Annotated in this window: 24 protein-coding genes and 1 pseudogene; 21 read left to right on the plus strand and 4 right to left on the minus strand. The window is 63.9% G+C overall.

Annotation, left to right across the window (positions count from 1 at the left end; translation table 11 throughout):
- Nucleotides 1–25: 25 nt before the first annotated feature.
- The 4 genes from FJ418_RS20655 to FJ418_RS31985 all read left to right on the plus strand — a co-directional run bounded on the left by FJ418_RS20655 (nucleotide 26) and on the right by FJ418_RS31985 (nucleotide 3432).
- Nucleotides 26–577, plus strand: a complete 552-nt coding sequence (locus FJ418_RS20655; RefSeq protein ID WP_140645491.1) for an isochorismatase family protein — start codon at nucleotides 26–28, stop codon at nucleotides 575–577.
- A 103-nt stretch (nucleotides 578–680) separates the two neighbouring features.
- Nucleotides 681–1136 carry a GFA family protein gene (locus FJ418_RS20660; RefSeq protein ID WP_140868779.1) on the plus strand — a complete coding sequence of 152 codons (456 nt, stop codon included), beginning with the start codon at nucleotides 681–683 and terminating at the stop codon, nucleotides 1134–1136.
- 480 nt (nucleotides 1137–1616) lie between these two features.
- A complete protein-coding gene (locus FJ418_RS20670) occupies nucleotides 1617–2825 on the plus strand; it encodes an amidohydrolase family protein (protein ID WP_140868783.1) in 1209 nt (402 codons plus the stop codon).
- Between the two features lie 448 nt (nucleotides 2826–3273).
- Entirely contained in the window at nucleotides 3274–3432 is a 159-nt protein-coding gene (locus FJ418_RS31985; protein ID WP_181167012.1) for a hypothetical protein, read from the plus strand.
- Nucleotides 3433–3472: 40 nt separating this feature from the next.
- On the opposite strand, the gene FJ418_RS20680 is transcribed toward FJ418_RS31985, so the two are convergent.
- Nucleotides 3473–4213, minus strand: coding sequence for a sulfotransferase family protein (locus tag FJ418_RS20680; RefSeq protein WP_140868785.1), 741 nt, complete (start codon nucleotides 4211–4213; stop codon nucleotides 3473–3475).
- A gap of 270 nt (nucleotides 4214–4483) precedes the next feature.
- Here FJ418_RS20680 and FJ418_RS20685 point away from each other — a divergent pair, with 270 nt between their 5' ends.
- Together FJ418_RS20685 and FJ418_RS20690 are read left to right on the plus strand one after the other, a co-directional pair.
- Nucleotides 4484–5671 (plus strand): PLP-dependent aminotransferase family protein, encoded by a 1188-nt coding sequence (locus FJ418_RS20685; protein WP_181167028.1) that lies wholly within the window; start codon nucleotides 4484–4486, stop codon nucleotides 5669–5671.
- A 265-nt stretch (nucleotides 5672–5936) separates the two neighbouring features.
- Nucleotides 5937–6485, plus strand: coding sequence for a YbhB/YbcL family Raf kinase inhibitor-like protein (locus FJ418_RS20690; RefSeq protein ID WP_181167013.1), 549 nt, complete (start codon nucleotides 5937–5939; stop codon nucleotides 6483–6485).
- 59 nt (nucleotides 6486–6544) lie between these two features.
- Here FJ418_RS20690 and yghU read toward each other — a convergent pair whose 3' ends face one another.
- Nucleotides 6545–7414 carry a glutathione-dependent disulfide-bond oxidoreductase gene (gene yghU, locus FJ418_RS20695; RefSeq protein WP_140868791.1) on the minus strand — a complete coding sequence of 290 codons (870 nt, stop codon included), beginning with the start codon at nucleotides 7412–7414 and terminating at the stop codon, nucleotides 6545–6547.
- A 343-nt stretch (nucleotides 7415–7757) separates the two neighbouring features.
- Here yghU and FJ418_RS20700 point away from each other — a divergent pair, with 343 nt between their 5' ends.
- Both FJ418_RS20700 and FJ418_RS20705 read left to right on the plus strand, forming a co-directional pair.
- Nucleotides 7758–8660 carry a S1C family serine protease gene (locus tag FJ418_RS20700; protein ID WP_140645499.1) on the plus strand — a complete coding sequence of 301 codons (903 nt, stop codon included), beginning with the start codon at nucleotides 7758–7760 and terminating at the stop codon, nucleotides 8658–8660.
- A 13-nt stretch (nucleotides 8661–8673) separates the two neighbouring features.
- The gene (locus FJ418_RS20705) at nucleotides 8674–9615 is read left to right on the plus strand and encodes a LysR family transcriptional regulator (RefSeq protein ID WP_140868792.1); all 942 of its coding nucleotides are present in this window, start codon (nucleotides 8674–8676) and stop codon (nucleotides 9613–9615) included.
- Here the strand turns inward: FJ418_RS20705 and FJ418_RS20710 are convergent.
- Entirely contained in the window at nucleotides 9566–10294 is a 729-nt protein-coding gene (locus FJ418_RS20710; RefSeq protein ID WP_140868794.1) for an SDR family oxidoreductase, read from the minus strand. The genes FJ418_RS20705 and FJ418_RS20710 overlap by 50 nt on opposite strands.
- A gap of 326 nt (nucleotides 10295–10620) precedes the next feature.
- On the opposite strand from FJ418_RS20710, the gene FJ418_RS20715 reads away from it, so the two are divergent.
- From FJ418_RS20715 to FJ418_RS20730, 4 genes are all read left to right on the plus strand, one after another.
- Nucleotides 10621–11436, plus strand: a complete 816-nt coding sequence (locus FJ418_RS20715; protein ID WP_210239383.1) for a basic amino acid ABC transporter substrate-binding protein — start codon at nucleotides 10621–10623, stop codon at nucleotides 11434–11436.
- A gap of 128 nt (nucleotides 11437–11564) precedes the next feature.
- Nucleotides 11565–12233, plus strand: a complete 669-nt coding sequence (locus tag FJ418_RS20720) for an amino acid ABC transporter permease (RefSeq protein WP_140645502.1) — start codon at nucleotides 11565–11567, stop codon at nucleotides 12231–12233.
- Nucleotides 12220–12942 carry an amino acid ABC transporter ATP-binding protein gene (locus tag FJ418_RS20725; protein WP_140868796.1) on the plus strand — a complete coding sequence of 241 codons (723 nt, stop codon included), beginning with the start codon at nucleotides 12220–12222 and terminating at the stop codon, nucleotides 12940–12942. The genes FJ418_RS20720 and FJ418_RS20725 overlap by 14 nt, the downstream gene beginning before the upstream one ends.
- A gap of 148 nt (nucleotides 12943–13090) precedes the next feature.
- Nucleotides 13091–13693, plus strand: coding sequence for a YdeI/OmpD-associated family protein (locus tag FJ418_RS20730; RefSeq protein WP_140868798.1), 603 nt, complete (start codon nucleotides 13091–13093; stop codon nucleotides 13691–13693).
- Between the two features lie 115 nt (nucleotides 13694–13808).
- On the opposite strand, the gene FJ418_RS20735 is transcribed toward FJ418_RS20730, so the two are convergent.
- Complete coding sequence (locus FJ418_RS20735) at nucleotides 13809–14120, minus strand: hypothetical protein (RefSeq protein WP_140868800.1); 312 nt, start codon at nucleotides 14118–14120, stop codon at nucleotides 13809–13811.
- A 364-nt stretch (nucleotides 14121–14484) separates the two neighbouring features.
- Here FJ418_RS20735 and FJ418_RS32585 point away from each other — a divergent pair.
- The 9 genes and pseudogenes from FJ418_RS32585 to FJ418_RS20775 all read left to right on the plus strand — a co-directional run.
- A pseudogene (locus FJ418_RS32585) lies at nucleotides 14485–14763 on the plus strand (SDR family NAD(P)-dependent oxidoreductase); the annotation flags it as partial.
- A 107-nt stretch (nucleotides 14764–14870) separates the two neighbouring features.
- Complete coding sequence (locus FJ418_RS32590; protein ID WP_281407582.1) at nucleotides 14871–15191, plus strand: SDR family NAD(P)-dependent oxidoreductase; 321 nt, start codon at nucleotides 14871–14873, stop codon at nucleotides 15189–15191.
- An 80-nt stretch (nucleotides 15192–15271) separates the two neighbouring features.
- Nucleotides 15272–15568 carry a type II toxin-antitoxin system HigB family toxin gene (locus FJ418_RS20745; protein WP_140652049.1) on the plus strand — a complete coding sequence of 99 codons (297 nt, stop codon included), beginning with the start codon at nucleotides 15272–15274 and terminating at the stop codon, nucleotides 15566–15568.
- The gene (locus FJ418_RS20750) at nucleotides 15568–15984 is read left to right on the plus strand and encodes an XRE family transcriptional regulator (RefSeq protein ID WP_140645508.1); all 417 of its coding nucleotides are present in this window, start codon (nucleotides 15568–15570) and stop codon (nucleotides 15982–15984) included. The genes FJ418_RS20745 and FJ418_RS20750 overlap by 1 nt, the downstream gene beginning before the upstream one ends.
- Nucleotides 15985–16274: 290 nt before the next feature.
- Nucleotides 16275–17483, plus strand: a complete 1209-nt coding sequence (locus tag FJ418_RS20755; protein ID WP_140652046.1) for an ABC transporter substrate-binding protein — start codon at nucleotides 16275–16277, stop codon at nucleotides 17481–17483.
- Nucleotides 17480–18280 (plus strand): ABC transporter ATP-binding protein, encoded by an 801-nt coding sequence (locus FJ418_RS20760; RefSeq protein ID WP_140652044.1) that lies wholly within the window; start codon nucleotides 17480–17482, stop codon nucleotides 18278–18280. Before FJ418_RS20755 ends, FJ418_RS20760 begins: the two co-directional genes overlap by 4 nt.
- Nucleotides 18273–18977, plus strand: coding sequence for an ABC transporter ATP-binding protein (locus FJ418_RS20765; protein WP_140868802.1), 705 nt, complete (start codon nucleotides 18273–18275; stop codon nucleotides 18975–18977). Before FJ418_RS20760 ends, FJ418_RS20765 begins: the two co-directional genes overlap by 8 nt.
- Before the next feature lie 7 nt (nucleotides 18978–18984).
- Nucleotides 18985–19872, plus strand: a complete 888-nt coding sequence (locus FJ418_RS20770; RefSeq protein WP_140645512.1) for a branched-chain amino acid ABC transporter permease — start codon at nucleotides 18985–18987, stop codon at nucleotides 19870–19872.
- Nucleotides 19865–20863, plus strand: coding sequence for a branched-chain amino acid ABC transporter permease (locus FJ418_RS20775; protein ID WP_181167014.1), 999 nt, complete (start codon nucleotides 19865–19867; stop codon nucleotides 20861–20863). The genes FJ418_RS20770 and FJ418_RS20775 overlap by 8 nt, the downstream gene beginning before the upstream one ends.
- Nucleotides 20864–20882: the final 19 nt, after the last annotated feature.

The following is a 20882-nucleotide window of genomic DNA, read 5'->3' on the forward strand; positions in this document are numbered from 1 at the left end:
CCCCACCCACGCTATCTTCGCCGCCATGCCAGAGACCGCCCCCTCCGCCGCTGCGCCGCTGATCGTCATCGATCTGCAGACCAACATGTTCGACGGCCGTTTCGAGCCGCCGATCCACGACGCCGACACGATCGCCGAGCGCGCCCGCAGGCTGATCGACTGGGCGCGGCGTTCCGGCCGCAAGGTGGCGTTCATCCGCCATGACGGGCCGGAGGGCGACCCGCTGGCGCCGGGCGCTTCCGGCTGGCCGGTATGGCCGCTGCTCGGCCAGGCCGCCGACGAACCGACCTTCGGCAAAAGCGTCGGCAACGCCTTCTCCAACCCAGACCTCGCCGAATGGGTGGCGGGGCAGGGTGCTGACGACGTCGTGCTTCTTGGCGCCCAGACCGATTTCTGCGTCGCCGCTACCGTGAAGGGAGCCTTCGCCGAGGGGCTTGGGGTCACCGTGGTCTCCGACGCGCATTCGACGCTGGATTCACTGAAGGAGAAGGCGCCCGATATCATCGCTCGCCACAACGAGGCCTTCGAGGGGCAGGGCGCGCGGATGACGACCACGGCGGAGCTGGTTGGGAGTTGAGCGCTTTCTTCCTTCTCCCCTTGTGGAGCACCCCTATCCGTCGCCTTCGGCGACACCTTCTCCCGCAAGGCGAGAAGGAATAACCCAACCCAAGGAGCCTATCTTGCCCACCCTCGATCTTCCCGCTGAAGGCGGCTGCCGCTGCGGCCGCGTGCGCCTGAAGATTTCGGCAAAGCCGCTGCTCACCATGGCCTGCCATTGCACCGGCTGCCAGTCGATGTCGTCCAGCGCCTATTCGCTGAGCGCGGCAATCCCCTCGGAAGGTTTCGAGGTGACCAAGGGCGAGCCGGCGGTCGGCGGCCTGCATGGCGCATCGAAACACTATTTCTGCGGCTATTGCATGACCTGGATGTTCACCCGACCGGAAGGGATCGACTGGTTCGTCAGCCTGCGCCCGACCATGCTCGACGAGCATGCCTGGTTCGCGCCCTTCATCGAGACCTGGACCAGTGAGAAATTGCCCTGGGCGACGACATCGGCCGCGCACAGCTACCAAGCGCTGCCGTCCTTCGAGGAATATGAGCCGCTGGTCGCCGAATACGCCGGCACGCAAGGCTGACCAAAAGCGGGGCCGGTCAAAAAAAGCGGCAAGGTCGCCGTTGCCATTTCCGTTCATGGTCGACGCGGCCGTTGGGGGCGCATTGTTGGGGATGTGCTTGGGCGTCCGCGTCGACCACGGCGGCCTCATACCGCAGACTGCACCATGGCACATTTGCCGCCCGCTGAAACTTCCGCGAAAACGGTATATGGCGGCTCTTCCCCTCTCCTCTTTTAGGTTCCCTTTTTTAGGAGAAGGTGGCCGAGCGAAGCTCGGACGGATGAGGAGTGTTCCAGCTTGGCGATATCGCTTGCTCAGCCGTGGCCGTGCGGCCCTCACCGGCGCCTCATTCCTTCCAGCAACCGTCTCGGCGCTGCGCGCCGATCCGCCTTCTCCCACAAGGGGGCCCACAAGGGGGAGAAGGCGAAGGCGAAACACTTTCTCCCTCGATCCGCATTGACCTGGTCCGCCCGACCGGCGACGACTGAGGCTTCCTTTTCAATGGATTGCATCGTGGACCAGACTCATTTTCTCAACGCCAGGCTTGCCGACGGCACGGTTGCTGACCTCGCCGTCGCCGGCGGCCGTTTCAGCGTCATCGTGCCTGCAGCCAATGCGACAACGCCGCCGGCTGGCGCCATCGATCTCGCCGGCCAACTCGTGCTGCCGGCTTTCGTCGAGGGTCATATCCATCTCGACACCTCCTTCTATGGCGATGCCTGGCGCCCGCACATTCCCTGCACCAATGGTTTTGACGTGCGCGAGCGGGTCGCCTTCCAGATGCGCAATCTCGAGCAGGCCGCGCCGATGGAAGAGCGCGCGAAAAGCCAGCTCGAGCTCTGCGTCGGCAATGGCAGCCTTACCATGCGCAGCCATGTCATGGTCGACGCCGCGGTCGGGCTGAAGCATGTCGAGACGATCCTTGGCGTGCGGGAGAAATACCGCGACCTGATCGACATCCAGCTCGTCGCCTTCCCGCAGAGCGGCATTCTGTCCTCGCCAGGCACGGTAGAACTGCTCGACGAGGCGCTCAAGCTCGGCTGCGACCTGATCGGCGGGCTCGACCCGGCAAGCTTCGACCGCGATGTGAAAGGCCATCTCGATGTCGTCTTCGGCCTTGCCGAAAAGCACGGCGCCGGCGTCGACATCCACCTGCATGACCGCGGCACGCTTGGCCTGTTCGAGATCGAGGAAATAGTCGCCCGGACCGCGGCACTGGGCATGCAGGGAAAAGTCGCCGTCAGCCACGCCTACGGGCTGGGCGACATCTCCGCCGATGCGTTGGCCGGAGCCGGCGAGCGGATCGCTGCCGCCGGCGTCGCCATCATGACCAACGCGCCCGGCGATCATCCTTTCCCGCCGGTGGCCGCGCTGTGCAAGGCGGGCGTCACGGTCTTCGCCGGCTCCGACAACATCCGCGATTCGTGGTGGCCCTATGGCGATGGCGACATGCTCAACCGCGCCAACATGATCGGCTACCGCTCCGGCTTCTACGAGGACTGGGAACTGGAAGCCGCTTACGACGTGGTGAGCCATGCCGGCGCCAAGGCGCTCGGGCTCGAGGGCTACAACATCGCCGTCGGCGCCAAGGCGGATTTCGTTGCGCTGAAGGCAGAGCATGTCCCGGAAGCGGTGGTGGCTGTGCCGAAGGAGCGCACCGTCTATCGCGCGGGCAGGGAAGTGGCGCGAGGCGGGAAGGTGGCGGCGTAGGACGTCGTCTCCTGGAAGGCGGGCCTTCGCTTGACAACGTCTATTCGGATGCCGCACGTTTCCGTGCAGGTTGGGGACTTCGCCATGAAGAAAGAATACGCAAAACCGACGTTAGTCCGCAAAGGACGGCTCTCGGCGCAGACCGCGCAGCAGGCCGGATCGGATGCGCAGGCGCCGGAGTAAAGCGCGCCTCCCTTTCGGCTGGACATGTATCGGCACATCGGGCGATAAGACCAAGCGTCCGACATTGCAGGCACGCAGTCCGGCGACTGGCGCGCCGCCGCATGGTCGATCCCACAAATTAGTTTGCATGCATATGTTTCAAGCCCCTCCGGTTTCGTGAAGCATTTCACCGTTCGCGCGCAATCCACCGGTTACAGACGCATCGCAAAAGCGGCACCGGGAAGAGGCGGCACCGGTTTTCCGCCGCTGATCTATGGAGGTTTCCATGTTCAAAAGTCTTAACCGAATCCGCGCCGCCTTCGAGCAGGCCAGCAAGCGCCGCCGCACGACGCGTCAGCTGAACGAACTGCCGGCGGAGGTCCAAAAGGACATTGGCTGGCCGGAACAGTCGAACCACCTCGACGAGATCCGGTTGCCGTTCTGATCGCGGCCGCCTGCGGGCACTGGCGGACGGATAGGGGTTGCTATCCCAGCCACCACCATAAACCGCCGACCGCCAGCGCGATCAGGACCGCAACGCCGGCAAGCATCAGATAGGATCCCATGATCATCTCGTTGATGATCTTCTTGATGCTGGCGCGGTCGTTGAGATTGGGGAAGGGCTCGTTGGGCAGCGCGACCCCGAGGAAATCGCAGAGCGGCGCCCAGCCGTCGCTGACCTTGAACACCAAAAGCTTCTCCGGCGGCACCGCCGCCTTCACCTCCTCGATATAGGAATTGTAGCGCGCCACCGCCTTATCACGGTCGTTCATCACGCCCTTCAGCGTTCGGCCCCAGATCAGCTTGCGCGACATATCGCCGAACTTGCGGCCGAAGGGTGTGAGCCATTCCAGCACTTTGAATTGCCAGACGTTCTCGGTGAAGTAGATCGTGTCGATTGTGCTGTCATACCAGGCTTCGCCTCCGCGCGGATGCAGCGTCAACAGCACTTTAGCGTCGGGATAAGCGGCCATCAGCTCGCGCCACACGCAGCAGCCCGGATTGTCGACGGTCGCCCGGTAGTTGGAAAAGACCCGGTTCCAGTCGTGCTGGCTGCCCGGCGGGCTGTTCGCCACCTTGCGCCAGAAGTCGAGGTGGCCCTTGTTGGCCTTGTTGATGATGACTTCCTGCATATGGTAGCTCGGAAAGCCCAGCCGGTTCAGCGCGGCGAAAGTCGACCACGTGCCGGTGCGGCCGAAACCGGCCCCGATGACTTCGAGTGTCACGCGCGTCCCCCTTGGTCCGGATTGATTTTCTCTCGGCTTCCGGTTCTTTGGCCGTGATCGTGCGCCCGGCCGGCCGATCGCGCAATGGCTTTCCATTAGCGTCGCACAAATTTTGTGGACCAAATGTCGCCCGGACGATGCGCCATTGTCGTTTTGTGTATTCACGCGAAAGGCGCGGCCTGATAATAGGTCAACCAAGCTGACCTAAATAAGCACTGCGGGAGGTGCGCCTTGACCCTGTTGAACCTTCTGGCCTCGCGCTCCTCGCGCATGAAGGCCTCGGAAATCCGCGAGCTGTTGAAGCTGCTCGACCAGCCGGACATCATCTCCTTCGCCGGCGGCATTCCCGACCCGTCGCTGTTTCCGGCCGAAGCCATCGCCGATGCCTACCGGGCGGTGCTGGGCGGCAAGGAGGCCGGGGCCGCGCTGCAGTACCAGGTCAGCGAAGGTTTCCTGCCGCTGCGCAAATGGCTGGCCGGTGAAATGGGCAAGCTCGGTGTCCCGTGCGACGAGGGCAACATCTTCATCACCTCCGGCTCGCAGCAGGCGCTCGACTATCTCGGCAAGCTGTTCCTGTCGCCCGGCGACACGGCGCTTGTCACCTGGCCGACCTATCTCGGCGCGCTGCAAGCCTTCAACGCCTATGAGCCGCGTTACGACCGGCTGAACACAGCCGGCGGCAACATGACGCCGGAGACTTATCGCGCCGCGGCGGCCGCCCCCTCTGTTTTTTCGAAAGGGGGTGGCAAGGTGAAGTTCGCCTATCTGGTGCCGGATTTCGCCAATCCGACCGGCAACACGCTGGACGCCAAGCAGCGTGAGGCGGTGCTCGACCTCGCCGGCGAGCTCGACATCGCCGTCATCGAGGACGCGGCCTACCGCGCGCTGCGCTATGACGGCGAAGGCGTGCCGCCGATCCTGGCGCTCGACTGCGCCCGCTCCGGCGGCATCGATCATGCGCGCACGCTCTATTGCGGCTCGTTTTCGAAGATACTGTCGCCCGGCATGCGCGTCGGCTGGGTCTGCGCCCCGCGCCATGTCGTGGAAAAGCTGGTGCTGATGAAGCAGGCATCCGACCTGCACAGCCCCTCGATCAACCAGATCGTCATGCACCGGGTCGCCGAGACCATCTTCGACGCCCAGGTGGACAAGCTGATCGGCGCCTACCGCAAGCGCCGGGACGCGCTGCTTTCCGCGCTGGAAGCCAACATGCCCGACGGTATTTCCTGGAGCCGCCCGGACGGCGGCATGTTCGTCTGGCTGACGCTGCCGGACGGCGCTGACGCCGCCGAACTTTTGGCGCGCTCGGTCAAGGAGGCGCGCGTCGCCTTCGTGCCGGGCAACGCCTTCTACGCCGACGGCACCGGCCGCAACACGCTGCGCATGTCGTTCACCCTTGCCGACGACCGCGCGGTGAACGAAGGCGTGCCGAGACTGGCGAAGCTGCTGCGGGGGTAAGCCGGCTATCACCTCATTCTCGCGCAGGCGTGATTGGTAGTGCGCAGCCGTGATTGTCCGCGCGACCGATTCCTCGGCTAGTGTCGCGACCGATCCAACACCCCCTGGATCGACCCGACCTTGGGGTCCCACCTCCATGGTCCGAACGAAGAGCCCCGACGGCCTCCACCGGCGGGGCTTTTTTGTTGTCCAGGCAGGCGGTCGCGGCAGCTTGCCCTTTTTCGGGCCGCTTTTCCGCTACGCTGCGTTCTCCAGGGAGGATCAAATGACAACCTTGCGTCTCGGCTTCACCATGCTTGTCCTTGTCGCCTCCGCCGGCCATGCGGCGGCCTTCGAGATCTCCAGCCCGTCGGTTTCGGGCGGCAAATGGGACGCGAAATATCTCGGCGACAAGCCCGGCTGCGGTGGGCAAAGCATCTCGATCGCCCTTGCCTGGAAGGATCCGCCCGCCGGCACCAAGAGTTACGCGCTGACCATGTTCGACACCGACGCCAATGGCGGCAAGGGTTTCTGGCACTGGCTGGCTTGGAACATCCCGGCGAGCGCCAAGGGTCTGAAAGAAGGCGCCGGCGCGCAGGGCGGCAAGCGCATGCCCAAGGGGGCGGTGCTCGGCAAGGGCGGCGTCGGCCGCGCCGGCTATTTCGGCCCATGCCCGCCGCCGGGCAGCGGCCAGCATCACTATGTCTTCACGCTCTATGCGCTGGGCGAAAAGACGCTGCGTACGCCGGACAATCCGTTACCGGACATGGTCTCGGTCGCCGCCAAGAGCTCCGCGCTCGGCGTGGCGAGTGTGACGTATACATTCGGGAGGTAGCGGGGCGCTGGTGACAGCCAATCTCCCCCACGAGGCGGAAGATCAGCAGCTTCAGCGCTTCACTCCGCCGCCTCCAGCTTATCCTGCGTCTTCGTCTCGAAGTCGCTGGCGTCGTGGCGCTCGCGCAGCTGGAAGGCCGGATCGCCGGACATGCGGTTGACCATGCGGCCGCGGCTTACCGCCGGCCTGGCGTCGATCGCGTCGGCCCAGCGCTGCACGTTCTTGTATTCATGCACCGAGAGGAACTGCGCGGCGTCGTTGTAGCTGCGGCCCTTGGCCAGCCCGCCATACCAGGGCCACACCGCCATGTCGGCGATGGTGTAGTTGGGGCCGGCAAGATACTCGCTCTCGGCCAGGCGGCGGTCGAGCACGTCCATCTGCCGCTTGGTCTCCATGGCGAAGCGGTCGATCGCATATTCGATCTTGTGCGGCGCATAGGCGTAGAAATGGCCGAAGCCGCCGCCGAGATAGGGCGCCGAGCCCATCTGCCAGAACAGCCACGAGAAGGTTTCCGCGCGCGCCGCGCGCTCGGTCGGCAGGAACGCGCCGAATTTTTCGGCGAGATAGGTGAGGATCGAGCCGGATTCGAACACGCGCACCGGCTTCGGCTCGCTGCGGTCCATCAGCGCCGGGATCTTCGAGTTCGGGTTGACCCCGACGAATCCGCTGCCGAACTGGTCGCCGTCGCCGATCTTGATCAGCCAGGCATCATACTCTGCGCCCTTGTGGCCGAGCGCCAGCAACTCCTCCAGCATGATCGTAACCTTCTGGCCGTTGGGCGTGGCCAGTGAATAGAGCTGCAGCGGGTGCTTGCCGACCGGCAGTTCCTTCTCATGCGTCGGGCCTGCGATCGGCCGGTTGATCGAGGCGAACTGACCACCATTGGGCTTGTTCCAGGTCCAGACTTTCGGTGGGGTGTATTCGTCCATGTTGGCGGCCCTGTGTTTCGTAAGCGGCGGGAAGTCCGCCGCGGATGCCGTTAGACTTAGGTGCGGTTCCGCGCGCGTCAAAGAAAAAAGTTCAATCTTCGTTGAACTAGCGCTTGTGCCAGTGCCTTTCCCTTCTCCCCTTGTGAAGAAGTTGGATCGGCGCGCGGCGCCGAGACGGGTGAGGGGTGTTCCAGCGGAGGGTGGCGTCTGTGCTCTCTGGAGCCCCCTCATCAGTCGCCTTCGGCGAAACCCTCTCCCACGAGGGGCAAGGGGGAAATCCGCCCTTGCGCCGCGCTCCTTCGGCCATACTTATAGGCAAAGACCCGCAATGCAGGATGGATCGATGACCATCGAGAAAATTTCGCGCTCCGTCGTTGCCGTGCGCGCCACGGTGCCGGACGACGCTTTCACCGCCAATGCGCTGGGCACGCGCCGCGAAGGCAGCGGCGTGGTGATCCGCGACAATGGTCTGGTGCTCACCATCGGCTATCTCATCACCGAGGCCGAGGAAGTGTGGCTGACCGACCAGGACGGCCGCGTGGTCGCCGCGCACGCGCTTGCCTATGACCAGGAAACCGGCTTCGGCCTTGTTCAGGCGCTGTCGCCGCTCAACCTTCCGGCTGTGCAGTTCGGCAATGCCAGGAAGACCAATATCGGCGATGCCGTGACGCTCGCCGACGGCATCGGCCAGCAGGTCGACGCTCACATCGTCACCAAGCAGGAATTCGCCGGCTACTGGGAGTATCTGATCGACGAGGCGATCTTCATTGCGCCCGCCCACCCGTCCTGGGGCGGGGCCGCGCTGTTCGATCGCGACGGCAAGCTGCTCGGCGTCGGATCGCTGCGCCTGCAGATGAGCCGCGCCGGCGAGGTGGCCGACATCAACATGGTCGTGCCGATCGATCTTCTGACGCCGATTCTGGACGATCTCATCAAGCGCGGCCAGGCGGCCAAGGCGCCGCGTCCGTGGCTTGGCGCCTTCTCGGCCGAGTCGAACGGCATGGTGGTGGTGATGAGCGTGGCCGAAGGTGGCCCGGCCGCCCAGGCCGGCCTGCGCCAGGGCGATATCATCTCCGACGTGCGCGACGGCGAAGTCGACGGTCTGGCCGATTTCTACAGAAAACTCTGGCAGAACCCGGCCGGCGCGGAAATTCCACTGCGCGTCGTGCGCGACGGCCGCGAGACCTGGCTGCGCGTCAAATCCGCCGACCGCAATTCCTTCCTGAAGAAACCGCAGCTGCAGTAGGCTTGAAGCGCCGATGCATCCCCGGCTGCTGAAGACCTTCCTCGCGGTCGCGCGCACCCGCAACGTCACGCGTGCGGCGCGGGAGCTCAATCTCGCCCAGTCGAGCGTCAGCGATCAGATCCAGGCGCTGGAGGCCGAGCTTGGCGCCAGCCTCTTCACCCGTTCGCGACAGGGCCTCACCCTGACGCCGGCGGGCGAAACGCTGAAACCCTATGCCGAGGACCTGCTGGCGCTTGCCGACGACGCCCGCGCCGCCATCGATGCCACCAGCGCCGAGGCGGCCGGCAGCCTGTCGATCGGCGCGCTGGAGACGATCGCCGCGGCAAGGCTGGCGCCATGGCTTGCTGGTTTCCGCGCCGACCATCCCGGCATCGATATCAAGCTCCGGATCGCCGGCAGCGGCGAGTTGCTGCGCCGGCTGGGTGACGGCGAGATCGACGTCGCTTTCTGCTTCGAGCGACCCGATGCTGGTGAGCCGGAACCGCGCCTTGCCAGGCGCGCCGTTGCGGTCGAGCCGCTGGCGCTGATCGCGCCTCCCGGCGACAACCGTGCGGATGTCGATCTGGCGGCGCTGGCCGAAAAGCCTTTCGTCGCCACCGAGACCGGCTGCGTCTACCGCGCCATGGTCGACAAGGCGTTTGCCGAGGCAGGTCTTGGCAAGCCAAGGCTGGCCGCCGAAGCCGGCAGCATCGACGCCATAGCCGGGCTGGTGGCGGCCGGCGCCGGCTTTGGCCTTGTGCCGCGGCTCGCTGTTGTCGCCGCGATCGATCGCGGCGAGGTGGCCGAGCTCGGCTGGCCCGGCTCGGTCCGCTCGGCGGACGTGGTGATGATCTGGCGCCGCCGCCGCGTCCAGCCGCCGGCGTTGAAAGCGTTGCTGACCGCTCTAGGGGAGGGCTTCGTCCCGGTCAAACCAGGCGGTGCCCGCCCTCGACATGCAGCGTCTCTCCCGTCGTAAAGCCATTGCCGATCAGGAAGCGGATTGCGTCGGCGATGTCGTCGGGCCTTCCGACCCGCCCCGCGGGTAATCGCTCCGCCATGGCGGCCAGCGTCTGCGCCTTCCTGTCGCCCACGACAAACTCCCATATCGGCGTATCGACCCAGCCGGGCGACACGGCGTTGACGCGGATCGGCGCGAGTTCCACAGCCAGCGCTCTTACCAGCCCTTCCAGCGCCGCGTTGACGGCTGCGACCACCGAGCCGCGAGCCGCCGGCCGATAGGCCGCGATGCCGGAGACGAAGGTGAGCGAACCTGTCGGCGGCAGCTTCGGCGCGCCATGCTTGGCGAGAAGCAGCGGCCCGTAAAATTTGCTTTCGACCACCCGCTGCGCGGCCGAAAGCTCGATCTCCGGCAACAGCCGGTAGGCGCCTTCGATGGCGGCGGCGGTGCTGACGATATGGTCGAGCCTGCCGATGCGCTCGAAAAGCGCTGCGACCCCGTCCTCGCGGCTTATATCGACCACGGCTGTCTCGAGCGTGCCCGGCTGGCCGAGTTCTTCCCGCGCCGCGCTCAGCTTCGCTTGCCCGCGCCCGGCGATGATGACGCCGGCTCCTTCCTCGAGACAGCGCTTGGCGAGCGCCAGCCCCATGCCCGAGCTGCCGCCGACGATCAGGATTCTCTGCTTGTCCATGTCCATGCCTTTCCTTTGCCTGGACAGGGTTTGGCAGGCCGCTGCGCGAAGCGGAAACGGAAGAATCCGATGGTGCCATAGGAAGCTCCGATGGCGGGGGTCGACGCGCTCGCCCCACTTCTACCGCAGGCTCTGGCATAACCGGTCGCGAGACCTGGCCGCGCATGAAATCCGCCGGCCGCGGCTCTTCCTGAGGAACCGCAACCGCGGCAACCTTGACTTGGGCGCGGCCCGATCCAGATGCACCGTACGGGCTCCGAGTTCATGCATTGCGCACCACTCCTGATCGTCGACGCCTTCAGCAGACGAACGCCCGCCGAAAGGAGATATCTGTGAACAACAAGTCGCTTATCATGCTGGCAACGTCGTTGGTTTCCGGCCTCGTATTTTCATTCGGCGCAACGCCCATGGCGGCCGCGCAGAGCGCGGCAACCAACATCGTGGTCGGTGCCGACACGACCTTCCCGCCATTCGAGACCGAGACGAATGGCGAAGTCACGGGCTTCGACATCGACATGATCAAGGCGATCGCCAAGGCCGAGGACATGACGGTCAGCCTGAAAACACTGCCGTTCAACGGGATCATCCCGAGTCTGCAGGCCGGCTCGATCGACGCCGCGGTTGCCGGAATAACGATCAAGACCAGCCGCATGCAGAACGTCGATTTCAGCGACGCCTATTACAAATCCGGCCTTTCGGTGCTGGTGAAGAAAGACTCCGGCATCAAGGGCTTCGACGATCTCAAGGGCCACGTGGTCGCGACCAAGAAGGCAACCTCGTCGGTCGACTACCTGACCGGTCATGGCTTCGCGCCAGACTATGTGAAGCAGTTCCAGAGCATCGATGCAGCCTATCAGGCGCTCGAAACCGGCGGGGCCGACGCGGTCATCTTCGACAATCCTGTCAACGTCAACTTCAAGGCCGGCCACGACAACGTCGAGACCGTGGGCCCGCTGCTGACTGGCGAATATTACGGCATCGCCATCAGCAAGCAAAAGCCGGAGCTTGTCGAGAAGATCAATGCCGGCCTCGCCAAGATCAAGCAGAGCGGCGAATACCAGAAGCTTTTCGAGAAATATTTCGGAGGCGATACCAGTGGTGTCGTCAACGAGGTTCAGAAACCGGCTTCCGTCGCGATTTCGGGCTGAGGCCGTTCGGATCATCCAAACGGCAGATCCCTTCAGCGTTCCTCCGGCAAGTCGACACGCATGGCGCCAGCCGTGCCATGCGTGTCCTCTGACGAAGCGGGCGGGAATAGCGATCCAAGGCACGGTTCATGGGCCCCATCTGGCAAAACCTACCCGTCATCCTCGACGGCCTGCGGCTTACCATCCAGTATTCGATCGTCGCCATCATCCTGATGGTGGTGATCGGCCTGTGCGCGGCGCTGATGCGCCTGTCGACGGTTGCGCCGCTGCGCTGGATCGCCACCGGCTATGTCGAGATATTCCGGTCCACGCCGCTGCTGGTGCAACTCTTCTTCATCGTGCTTGGACTGCCGGCGATCCTGCCCGTCAACCAGTGGTTCGGACAGCTGACTTATCCCATCCTCGCCGCCGCCTTCACGCTCAGCCTGAACGAGGGCGCCTATGTCACCGAGATCATCCGCGCGGGCATTCTCGGCGTCGACCGGGGCCAGAAGGAGGCCGCGCAGTCCATCGCCATGAACGGCTTTCAGACGATGCGCTATATCGTTCTGCCCCAGGCGTTCAAGCGGATGATCCCGCCGCTGGTCAACCAGGCTGCCCAGACGATCAAGGACACCTCGCTGCTGGCGCCGGTCGGCATCGCCGAGCTGGTCTACAAGGGCGAGATCGTGATTGCCGAGACCTTTGCGTCCTTTGCGATCTGGGGGCTGATTGCCGCCCTCTATTTCGTCCTCATCTTCTCGCTGTCGAAGTTCTCGTCCTACCTGGAGAGGAGGCTTCAAGTTGATAAACGTTAAGGACCTTCACAAGTCCTTTGGCCACAACGAGATCCTCAAGGGGATAACCACTCATGTGGAGGAAAAGGAGGTCGTCGTCGTCATCGGTCCCTCGGGAAGCGGCAAGAGCACTTTTCTGCGCTGCCTGAACGGCTTGGAGGCGGCAACCAGCGGCGAGATCGAAATCGCCGGCATGATGTTGACCGACCCGAAGACAAACATCCACCAACTACGTCAGCATGTCGGCATGGTGTTTCAGCAGTTCAACCTGTTCAAGCACCTGACCATTCTGGAGAATGTCACGATCGGGCCGCGCAAGGTCAAGAAGATCCCGACCGAGGAGGCCAACAGGGTCGCGCGCGAATTGCTGGCCAAGGTCGGTCTCGTCGGCAAGGAAGCGAATTATCCGGACGAGCTTTCCGGCGGCCAGCAGCAGCGCGTGGCAATCGCGCGCTCGCTGGCGATGGGACCGAACGTCATGCTCTTCGACGAGCCGACCTCCGCGCTCGATCCCGAAATGGTGGGCGAGGTGCTTCAGGTCATGAAGACCCTCGCCGTTGAGGGCATGACGATGGTCGTGGTCACCCATGAGATGGGTTTTGCCCGGGAGGTTGGGCACCGTGTGATCTTCATGGATGACGGCATGATCGTCGAGGAGGGAGCGCCGAAAGCAATTTTCTCGGATCCGCAGAGGAACCGTACAAAGAGCTTTCTGGCGAAAATCCTGTAGCCTTCGACCCGGCGGTCGTCGCTTCAATTCGCAAATGAGGGCCCCTCGGATCCAGCCGTTTGGCGCCTGCTGACAGAAATTGGCACCAGCCGTCGCTACAACCGCTGCGGAATCATCCACACTGGTGGCGACGGAAGACGAGGTGACGATGGCCCCGATAAAGGTCGACCCGGACAAGGTGCGCGAGTTCCCCGATGCAGACAGCTTCTATGCCTGGCTGGCCGACAACCACGCTGGCGAAAGCGAGGTCTGGATCAAGGTCCATAAGGTCGGTTCTGGTCTCGCCTCGATCACGCCGAAGGAGGCGATCGACGTCGTGCTCTGCTTCGGCTGGATCGACGCGGTGCGCAAGTCGCTCGACGACAAGAGTTTCCTGCAGCGCTACACGCCGCGCGGCAGGAAGAGCATCTGGAGCAAGATCAACATCGACAATGTCGCGCGCCTGATCGAGGCGGGCCGCATGACCGAGCATGGCCTCAAGCAGGTCGAGGCGGCCAAGGCCGACGGCCGCTGGGACCGCGCCTATGGCGGGTCGAAGGAGATGACCATCCCGCCCGACCTGCAGGCCGCGATCGATGCCGAGCCGAAGGCAAGGGCAATGCTGGAGAAGCTTTCGGCGCAGAACCGGTTCGCGCTCGCTTTTCGCACCCACAACATGAAGACCGAGGCGGGCCGCAAGAAGAAGATCGCCGATCTGGTGGCGATGCTGAAGCGCGGCGAGACGATCCACCCGCAGAAGAAGAAGCCGTAGACGCAAACAAAAACGCCGCCCGGAAGGAGGACGGCGTTTTCGGGAAGCGATGATCCTGAACCCTTTGCAAGCGGTCCGGGATCATCCGGTCATGAAGTTCGAACCGCGTCAGGCCTTATGCGGCCTTCTTCGCAACATGCTTCTTCACATGGTGCTTGCGCACGTGATGCTTCTTGGCGTGATGCTTCGAGTGCTTCTTCACGTGATGATGCTTGCGGGCATGACGGCGGTGATGCTTGCGATGATGCTTGTTGTGCTCGGCCTTGGCGGCGGGCTTGGCCGTCTCGGTGGTCGCGGCCGGAGCAGTCGTCGTGGTCGTGGTCGCGGTGGTCGTCGCGGCGGCGTTGGCTTCGGTGGTGCCCAGCGCCGGCACCGCGAAAGCGAGCGCGACGGCAAGGCCGAGTGCGGAAAGAACGGTCTTTTTCATAATCGGCATTCCTTGGTTAAGAACAATGTCCTGTGTCGCGCGCCGCAAATCATCGGCTGCTCCGGTGCCGCTTATGACAGGCGCTCTTTTCGCGAGTTTTTCCCGACTGTTGAATCTTGTTTCTGGATTGTGTCCGGCGCGTCGTCGCCCTCGCGCATTGGGCAAAGGTGAGCGCGTAGCGACCCGCGAGGCTGCGCTTTCAGATGCGATAGCGTTCCTCGGCAGCGGTGAATATTGCTGGGGTTCGGAATTGCCCGTCACTCATGAACTGAATCGCATAATGATTGCGAACTCTTCACTCTAATCAATCGGTGCGATCGATGCGATCTTGCTGTCGACACGAACAACCGAAGGAGCGGAAGCAATGACCGGCAGCACAGATCATTCCGGCAAGGTGGCGCTCGTCACCGGCGGCAACCGGGGCATCGGTCTGGAAACGGCGCGCCAGCTCGCCGAACTCGGCTTCACCGTGCTGATCGGCGTGCGCGACCTCGCCAAGGGCGAGGCGGCGGCGAAGCGGCTTGGCGGCAAGGTCGAAGCCATCGCGCTGGATGTCGCCGCGTCCGAGGCGGCAGCGCGCGCCGCGGCCGAGGTCGAGCGCCGCTTCGGCCGGCTCGACATTTTGGTCAACAACGCCGCCATCCATTACGACCCTTCTGCGCGCGCGCTCAAGCCCGACTGGACGGTGATCCGCGAGGCCTTCGAGACCATGTCTTCGGCGCCTGGCGCGTCGCTGCCGCCTTCGCGCCGCTGCTCGGTGCCTCCGGCCATGGCCGGCTGGTCAACGTCTCGTCGGAAGGCGGCTCGCTCGCTTCGATGGGCGCCGGCGCCCCGGCCTATTCGACCAGCAAGGCGACGCTCAACGCGCTGACCCGCATCCTGGCCGCGGAGCTGCACGGCGCGGGCGTGCTGGTCAACTCGATCTGCCCCGGCTGGGTCGCGACCGACATGGGCGGTCCCGGCGGACGCCCCGTCGCGCAGGGAGCGGCCGGGATCGTCTGGGCCGCGACCTTGCCCGACGGCGGCCCGACCGGGGGCTTCTTCCGCGACGGCAAGCGGCTGCCGTGGTGAGCGGGCGTCGATGAGATGGATATTTCCCAGTTTGGGTAAGTACCGCTTGTTCCCAGTTTGGGAAATGGCTATATGGGTGCATGCAAATCGTCAGCAGGAAAACGCTCGTCACCTTCTGGGCGAAGCATCCGCAATCCAGAATGCCGCTGACGGCCTGGTTCAATGCATCGAGCAAGGTCGACTGGAAGGGACCGGCTGACGTCAAGGAACAGTTCGGCGCAAATGTCGATTTCGTAGCTGATAACCGTCTGGTGTTCGACATTGCGGGCAATAAGTACCGGCTGATTGTGCATGCAAGCTACACGTTCAAGAGAGTGCTCATCAAATTCGTCGGCACTCACGCCGAGTACGACAAGATAGACGCGGAGAAGGTGTGATGGACAACATCCGACCCATTAAGACCGAAGCCGATTACGATTGGGCGATTGCGGAGATCACTCGCTATTTTGACAAGGAGCCCGTTCCCGGCACGCCTGACGCCGATCGTTTCGATGTTCTTGCTGAACTTATCGAAGCATACGAGACAAAACACTACCCTATCGCGGAAACCGACCCGGTGGATGCGATCACTGCTCATATGGAGATGGCCAATCTCAGCAGGCAAGCGCTGATAAAGCTGCTCGGGTCAGCGTCGCGTGCATCTGAGATTCTAGCCCGCAAGCGAGCGCTGACGATGGACATGGCTTTCAAGCTCAATCGTGAATGGCATATCCCTGCAGAGGTCCTGATCGTCCCTTACCACTTGGCCGATCAGGGCAACACAAAGGACAGAAAAGCCGCCGCTCGTGCTTGACCGTCCCGGGGCGCCTCATCACCATACGACCGCCCCTTGACCGTCTCCGGCAACTGGTCATCCCAATCTTCTGCCATGCTACGAAAATAGCATTCTCGGCCCGCGACATGTGGTGCTAGGCTCGCGCCCGTGCACCCAAGGCACGCCGTGGCCCAGCCCGCAAACAAGAGGACCCGCGAGAGGAGGAGCGGCAGAGCGGGATCGAGGCTCCAATCCAAAATCCGAAGGAACTGTTGAACCATCGCGAGGCAGCCGCGTTTCCCATGGCTGCCATATGGGAGGAACCACCAGTGAAAGCATCCTATCTCGTCTCGGCCGCGCTCCTTGCGGCATCCGCAATGCCGGCCGCGGCCGGCGAAATCTCCGACGGCAAGGTCAAGATCGGCATCCTCAACGACCAGTCGGGCGTCTATGCGGATTTCGGCGGCAAGTGGTCGGTCGAGGCCGCCAAGATGGCGGTCGAGGATTTCGGCGGCAAGGTGCAGGGCGCGCCGATCGAGATCGTCAGCGCCGATCATCAGAACAAGCCCGACATCGCCTCCAACATCGCGCGCCAGTGGTACGACACCGAGCAGGTCGACGCGATCATGGAGCTCACGACGTCTTCCGTGGCCTTGGCCGTCCAGGGGCTTTCCAAGGAAAAGAAGAAGATCGACATCGTCACCGGCGCAGCCTCCACCGACCTCACCGGCAAGCAGTGCTCGCCCTATGGTTTTCACTGGGCCTATGACACCCATTCGCAGGCTGTCGGCACCGGCGGCGAGTTGGTCAAGCAGGGCGGCGACAGCTGGTATTTCATCACCGTCGACTACGCCTTCGGCTATTCGCTGAAGGACCAGACCGCCAAGCTGGTCGAAGCCAGCGGCGGCAAGGTGCTGGGCGAGGTGCGCTATCCGCTCGGCTCCACCGACTATTCCTCCTTCCTGCTCCAGGCGCAGTCCTCCGGCGCCAAGATCGTCGGGCTTGCCAATGCCGGCCTCGACACCTCGAACTCGATCAAGCAGGCGGCGGAATTCGGCATCGTCGCCGGCGGCCAGCGGCTGGCGGCACTTCTCTTCACGCTCGCCGAAGTGCATGGGCTCGGCCTCCAGGCAGCGCAGGGCGTGGTGCTGACCGAAGGCTTTTACTGGGACCGCGACGACAAGAGCCGCGAATTCGCCCAACGCTTCTTCAAGCGCACCAACCGCATGCCGAACATGATCCAGGCCGGCACCTACTCGGCGGTGACGCAGTATCTGAAGGCCATCGACAAGGCCGGCACCGACGAGACCGAGGCCGTGGCCAAGGAACTGCATGAAATGCCGGTCAACGACGTCTTCACCGCCAACGGCAAGGTGCAGGCCGACGGCTCGATGGTGCACGACATGTATCTCTACCAGGTCAAGAAGCCGGAAGAATCGAAGAAGGACTGGGACTACTACACCTATCTGGCGACCATTCCTGGCGACAAGGCCTTCATGAAGGCCGAAGACAGCGGCTGCCCGCTCGTCACCAAGTGACGCTCGACACCGCCACCGCTGTTCGCCCGGACAGCACCGATCAGACGCCGCGGGTGGTGCTTTCCGCCCGCGGCCTCAGGCGCGACTTCGCCGGCTTCGTCGCGGTGAAGGATGTCGACCTCGACGTCCTTCACGCAAAAATCCATGCGCTGATCGGCCCGAACGGCGCCGGCAAGACCACGATCTTCAACCTGTTGACCAAATTCCTGCAGCCGACCAGCGGCAGGATCGAATTGCTCGGCACCGACATCACCCGCGCGCCGCCGGCTAAAGTGGCGCGCATGGGCCTCGTCCGTTCCTTCCAGATATCGGCGATCTTTCCGCATCTTTCCGTGCTCGACAATGTGCGCGTGGCGCTGCAGCGTCCGGGCGGGCTCGGCTACCAGTTCTGGCGCCCGGTCGCCGCGCTGGATCAGCTCACGCCAAGGGCGAGCGAGCTGCTCGCCATCGTAGGTCTTGACGACGCGGCGCATCGGCTCGCCGGCGATCTTTCCTACGGCCGCAAGCGCGTGCTGGAGATCGCGACCACGCTGGCGCTCGACCCGAAAGTGCTTCTGCTCGACGAGCCGATGGCCGGCATGGGACATGAGGATGTCGGCATGATCTCCGGCATCATCCGCTCGTTGGCGAAGGACCGCGCCGTGCTGATGGTCGAGCACAACCTCACCGTGGTTGCCGACCTCTGCGACTGGATAACCGTCATGCAGCGCGGCCAGGTGCTGGCGGCCGGCGACTATGCCACCGTCAGCCAGGACGAGCGCGTGCGCGTCGCCTACATGGGGACGGAGCATGAGTGAGCCGCTGCTTGCCGTGCGCGACCTCCACGCCTGGTATGGCGAAGGCCATGCGCTGCACGGCGTCGACCTCGATGTCAGGCGCGGCGAGACCGTGACGCTGCTCGGCCGCAACGGCGTCGGCAAGACGACGACGCTGCGCGCCATCATGGGCCTGATCCGCAAGCGCACCGGCTCCGTCACCTTCAACGGCAAGGACCTGATCGGCCTGCCGCTTCACCGCGTCGCCCATCAGGGCATCGGCTTCGTGCCGGAGGAGCGCGGCATCTTCGCGACCCTCACCGTCGACGAGAACCTGATCCTGCCGCCGGTCGTGGCCAAGGGCGGCATGAGCGTGGAAGAAATCTTCGAGCTCTTCCCCAACCTCAAGGAACGCCGCAACAGCCAAGGGACAAAACTGTCCGGCGGCGAACAGCAGATGCTGGCGATTGCGCGCATCCTGCGCACCGGCGTCGAGATGCTTTTGCTCGACGAGCCGACCGAAGGCCTGGCGCCGGTCATCGTCCAGCGCATCGGCGAGCTGCTGGCGACGCTGAAGAAGCGCGGCATGACCATCCTGCTGGTGGAACAGAACTTCCGCTTCGCCGCCCGCATCGCCGACCGCTTCTACCTGATGGACCACGGCAAGGTGGTGGAGGGTTTTGCCGTCGGCCAGCTGTCCGCGCACACCGACAAGTTGCACGAAGTGCTGGGGGTATGATCGCGCCATGTTGACGGTCTTCGGCATCCCCATCCAGGCCTTGCTCGGGCAGCTCCTTGTCGGCCTGATCAACGGCTCCTTCTACGCCATGCTCAGCCTCGGCCTCGCTGTTATCTTCGGCCTGCTGCGCATCATCAATTTTGCCCATGGCGCGCTCTATATGCTGGGTGCCTTCATCGGCTATCTGCTGCTGGTGCATTTGGGCATCGGCTACTGGCCGGCGCTGGTCCTTGTGCCGCTTATCGTCGGCCTGTTCGGCATGGCGGTCGAGCGCCTCGCGCTGTCGCGGCTCTACCGCCTCGACCCGCTTTACGGCCTGCTCTTCACCTTCGGCCTCGCCTTGGTGATCGAAGGCGTGTTCCGCTATTACTACGGCGTCTCGGGCAATCCCTATGCCGTGCCGACGCTGCTCGCCGGCGGAACCAATCTCGGCTTCATGTTCCTGCCCAATTATCGCGGCTGGGTGGTGGTGGCTTCGCTGATCGTCTGCATCGGCACCTGGCTGCTGATCGAAAAGACGAGGCTTGGCTCCTATCTGCGCGCGGCGACCGAGAACCCGCAACTGGTGCAGGCCTTCGGCGTCAACGTGCCGCTGCTGCTCACGCTCACCTACGGGCTGGGCGCGGCCCTTGCGGGGCTCGCCGGCATTCTCGCCGCTCCCGTCTACCAGGTCAGCCCGCTGATGGGTTCGGACCTGATCATCGTCGTCTTCGCCGTCGTCGTGATCGGCGGCATGGGCTCGATCCTGGGCGCGATCGTCACCGGCTACATGCTCGGCCTAGCCGAGGGCCTGACCAAGGTTTTTTACCCGGAGGCCTCGAACCTGGTCGTGTTCGTCATCATGGTGATCGTGCTGCTCTTGCGCCCGGCCGGCCTGTTCGGAAGGGATGCCTGAGATGAGCGAGGCAACCCTTCACCAGGAACGCGCCGCCGCCTCGCTCAGGCTCGAACGGGCACTGATAGCGCTGGGCATCGTGGCGCTGATCGCCGCGCCCTTCTTCGTCTATCCGATCTTCGTCATGAAGATGCTGTGCTTCGCCTTGTTCGCCTGCGCCTTCAACCTCTTGCTCGGCTACACCGGCCTGCTTTCCTTCGGCCATGCCGCCTTCTTCGGCGGTGCGGCCTATTTCTGCGCCTACGCCGTGAAAGCCTGGGGCTGGCCGCCGGAGGCAGCCATCCTGCTCGGCACCGCAGGTGCCGCGGGCATGGGCCTCGTCATGGGCTTCCTCGCCATCCGAAGGCAGGGGATCTATTTCTCGATGATCACGCTTGCGCTGGCGCAGATGTTCTATTTCTTCTGCGTCCAGGCGCCCTTCACCGAGGGCGAGGACGGCATCCAGGGCGTGCCTCGCGGCCACCTCTTCGGCGTCATCGACCTCAACGCCGCCATGAACATGTATTTCTTCGTGCTCGCCGTCTTCCTCATCGGCGTCTTCGCCATCTGGCGCATCGTCAATTCGCCCTTCGGCATGATCCTGCGCTCGATAAGAGAAAACGAGAACCGCGCCATTTCGCTCGGCTATTCGGTCGGCCGCTACAAGCTCGCCGCCTTCGTCATGTCGGCGGCCCTTGCCGGCTTCGCCGGCGCGACCAAGGCGATCGTCTTCCAGTTCGCGACCCTCACCGACGTCACCTGGCAGATGTCGGGCGAGGTGATCCTGATGACGCTGCTCGGCGGCATCGGCACCATGGTCGGTCCGGTGGCGGGCGCGGGCCTTGTCGTCGGTCTCGAAAACACCTTGGCCACCTCGGGCTTCCCGGTGACCATCGCCACCGGCCTGATCTTCATGATCTGCGTGCTGATCTTCCGGCGCGGCATTGTCGGCGAGGTATATGCAAGGTGGCTGGCGCCGGCGGCCGAGGACGGCAACCGTGGCAAGCTTTGATTTCATGGCTTTGAGCGAT

The sequence above is a fragment of the Mesorhizobium sp. B2-8-3 genome, assembly GCF_006440815.1.
GTDB lineage: Bacteria > Pseudomonadota > Alphaproteobacteria > Rhizobiales > Rhizobiaceae > Mesorhizobium.

Excerpts from the sequence above, each read along its gene's own strand:
- FJ418_RS20655 (WP_140645491.1), top strand. The coding sequence starts at position 26 with ATGCCAGAGACCGCCCCCTCCGCCGCTGCGCCGCTGATCGTCATCGAT.
- FJ418_RS20670 (WP_140868783.1), top strand. The coding sequence starts at position 1,617 with ATGGATTGCATCGTGGACCAGACTCATTTTCTCAACGCCAGGCTTGCC.
- FJ418_RS31985 (WP_181167012.1), top strand. The coding sequence starts at position 3,274 with ATGTTCAAAAGTCTTAACCGAATCCGCGCCGCCTTCGAGCAGGCCAGC.
- FJ418_RS20685 (WP_181167028.1), top strand. The coding sequence starts at position 4,484 with ATGAAGGCCTCGGAAATCCGCGAGCTGTTGAAGCTGCTCGACCAGCCG.
- FJ418_RS20690 (WP_181167013.1), top strand. The coding sequence starts at position 5,937 with ATGACAACCTTGCGTCTCGGCTTCACCATGCTTGTCCTTGTCGCCTCC.
- yghU (WP_140868791.1), bottom strand. The coding sequence starts at position 7,414 with ATGGACGAATACACCCCACCGAAAGTCTGGACCTGGAACAAGCCCAAT.
- FJ418_RS20700 (WP_140645499.1), top strand. The coding sequence starts at position 7,758 with ATGACCATCGAGAAAATTTCGCGCTCCGTCGTTGCCGTGCGCGCCACG.
- FJ418_RS20705 (WP_140868792.1), top strand. The coding sequence starts at position 8,674 with ATGCATCCCCGGCTGCTGAAGACCTTCCTCGCGGTCGCGCGCACCCGC.
- FJ418_RS20710 (WP_140868794.1), bottom strand. The coding sequence starts at position 10,294 with ATGGACATGGACAAGCAGAGAATCCTGATCGTCGGCGGCAGCTCGGGC.
- FJ418_RS20720 (WP_140645502.1), top strand. The coding sequence starts at position 11,565 with ATGGGCCCCATCTGGCAAAACCTACCCGTCATCCTCGACGGCCTGCGG.
- FJ418_RS20730 (WP_140868798.1), top strand. The coding sequence starts at position 13,091 with ATGGCCCCGATAAAGGTCGACCCGGACAAGGTGCGCGAGTTCCCCGAT.
- FJ418_RS20735 (WP_140868800.1), bottom strand. The coding sequence starts at position 14,120 with ATGAAAAAGACCGTTCTTTCCGCACTCGGCCTTGCCGTCGCGCTCGCT.
- FJ418_RS20745 (WP_140652049.1), top strand. The coding sequence starts at position 15,272 with ATGCAAATCGTCAGCAGGAAAACGCTCGTCACCTTCTGGGCGAAGCAT.
- FJ418_RS20750 (WP_140645508.1), top strand. The coding sequence starts at position 15,568 with ATGGACAACATCCGACCCATTAAGACCGAAGCCGATTACGATTGGGCG.
- FJ418_RS20765 (WP_140868802.1), top strand. The coding sequence starts at position 18,273 with ATGAGTGAGCCGCTGCTTGCCGTGCGCGACCTCCACGCCTGGTATGGC.
- FJ418_RS20770 (WP_140645512.1), top strand. The coding sequence starts at position 18,985 with ATGTTGACGGTCTTCGGCATCCCCATCCAGGCCTTGCTCGGGCAGCTC.
- FJ418_RS20775 (WP_181167014.1), top strand. The coding sequence starts at position 19,865 with ATGCCTGAGATGAGCGAGGCAACCCTTCACCAGGAACGCGCCGCCGCC.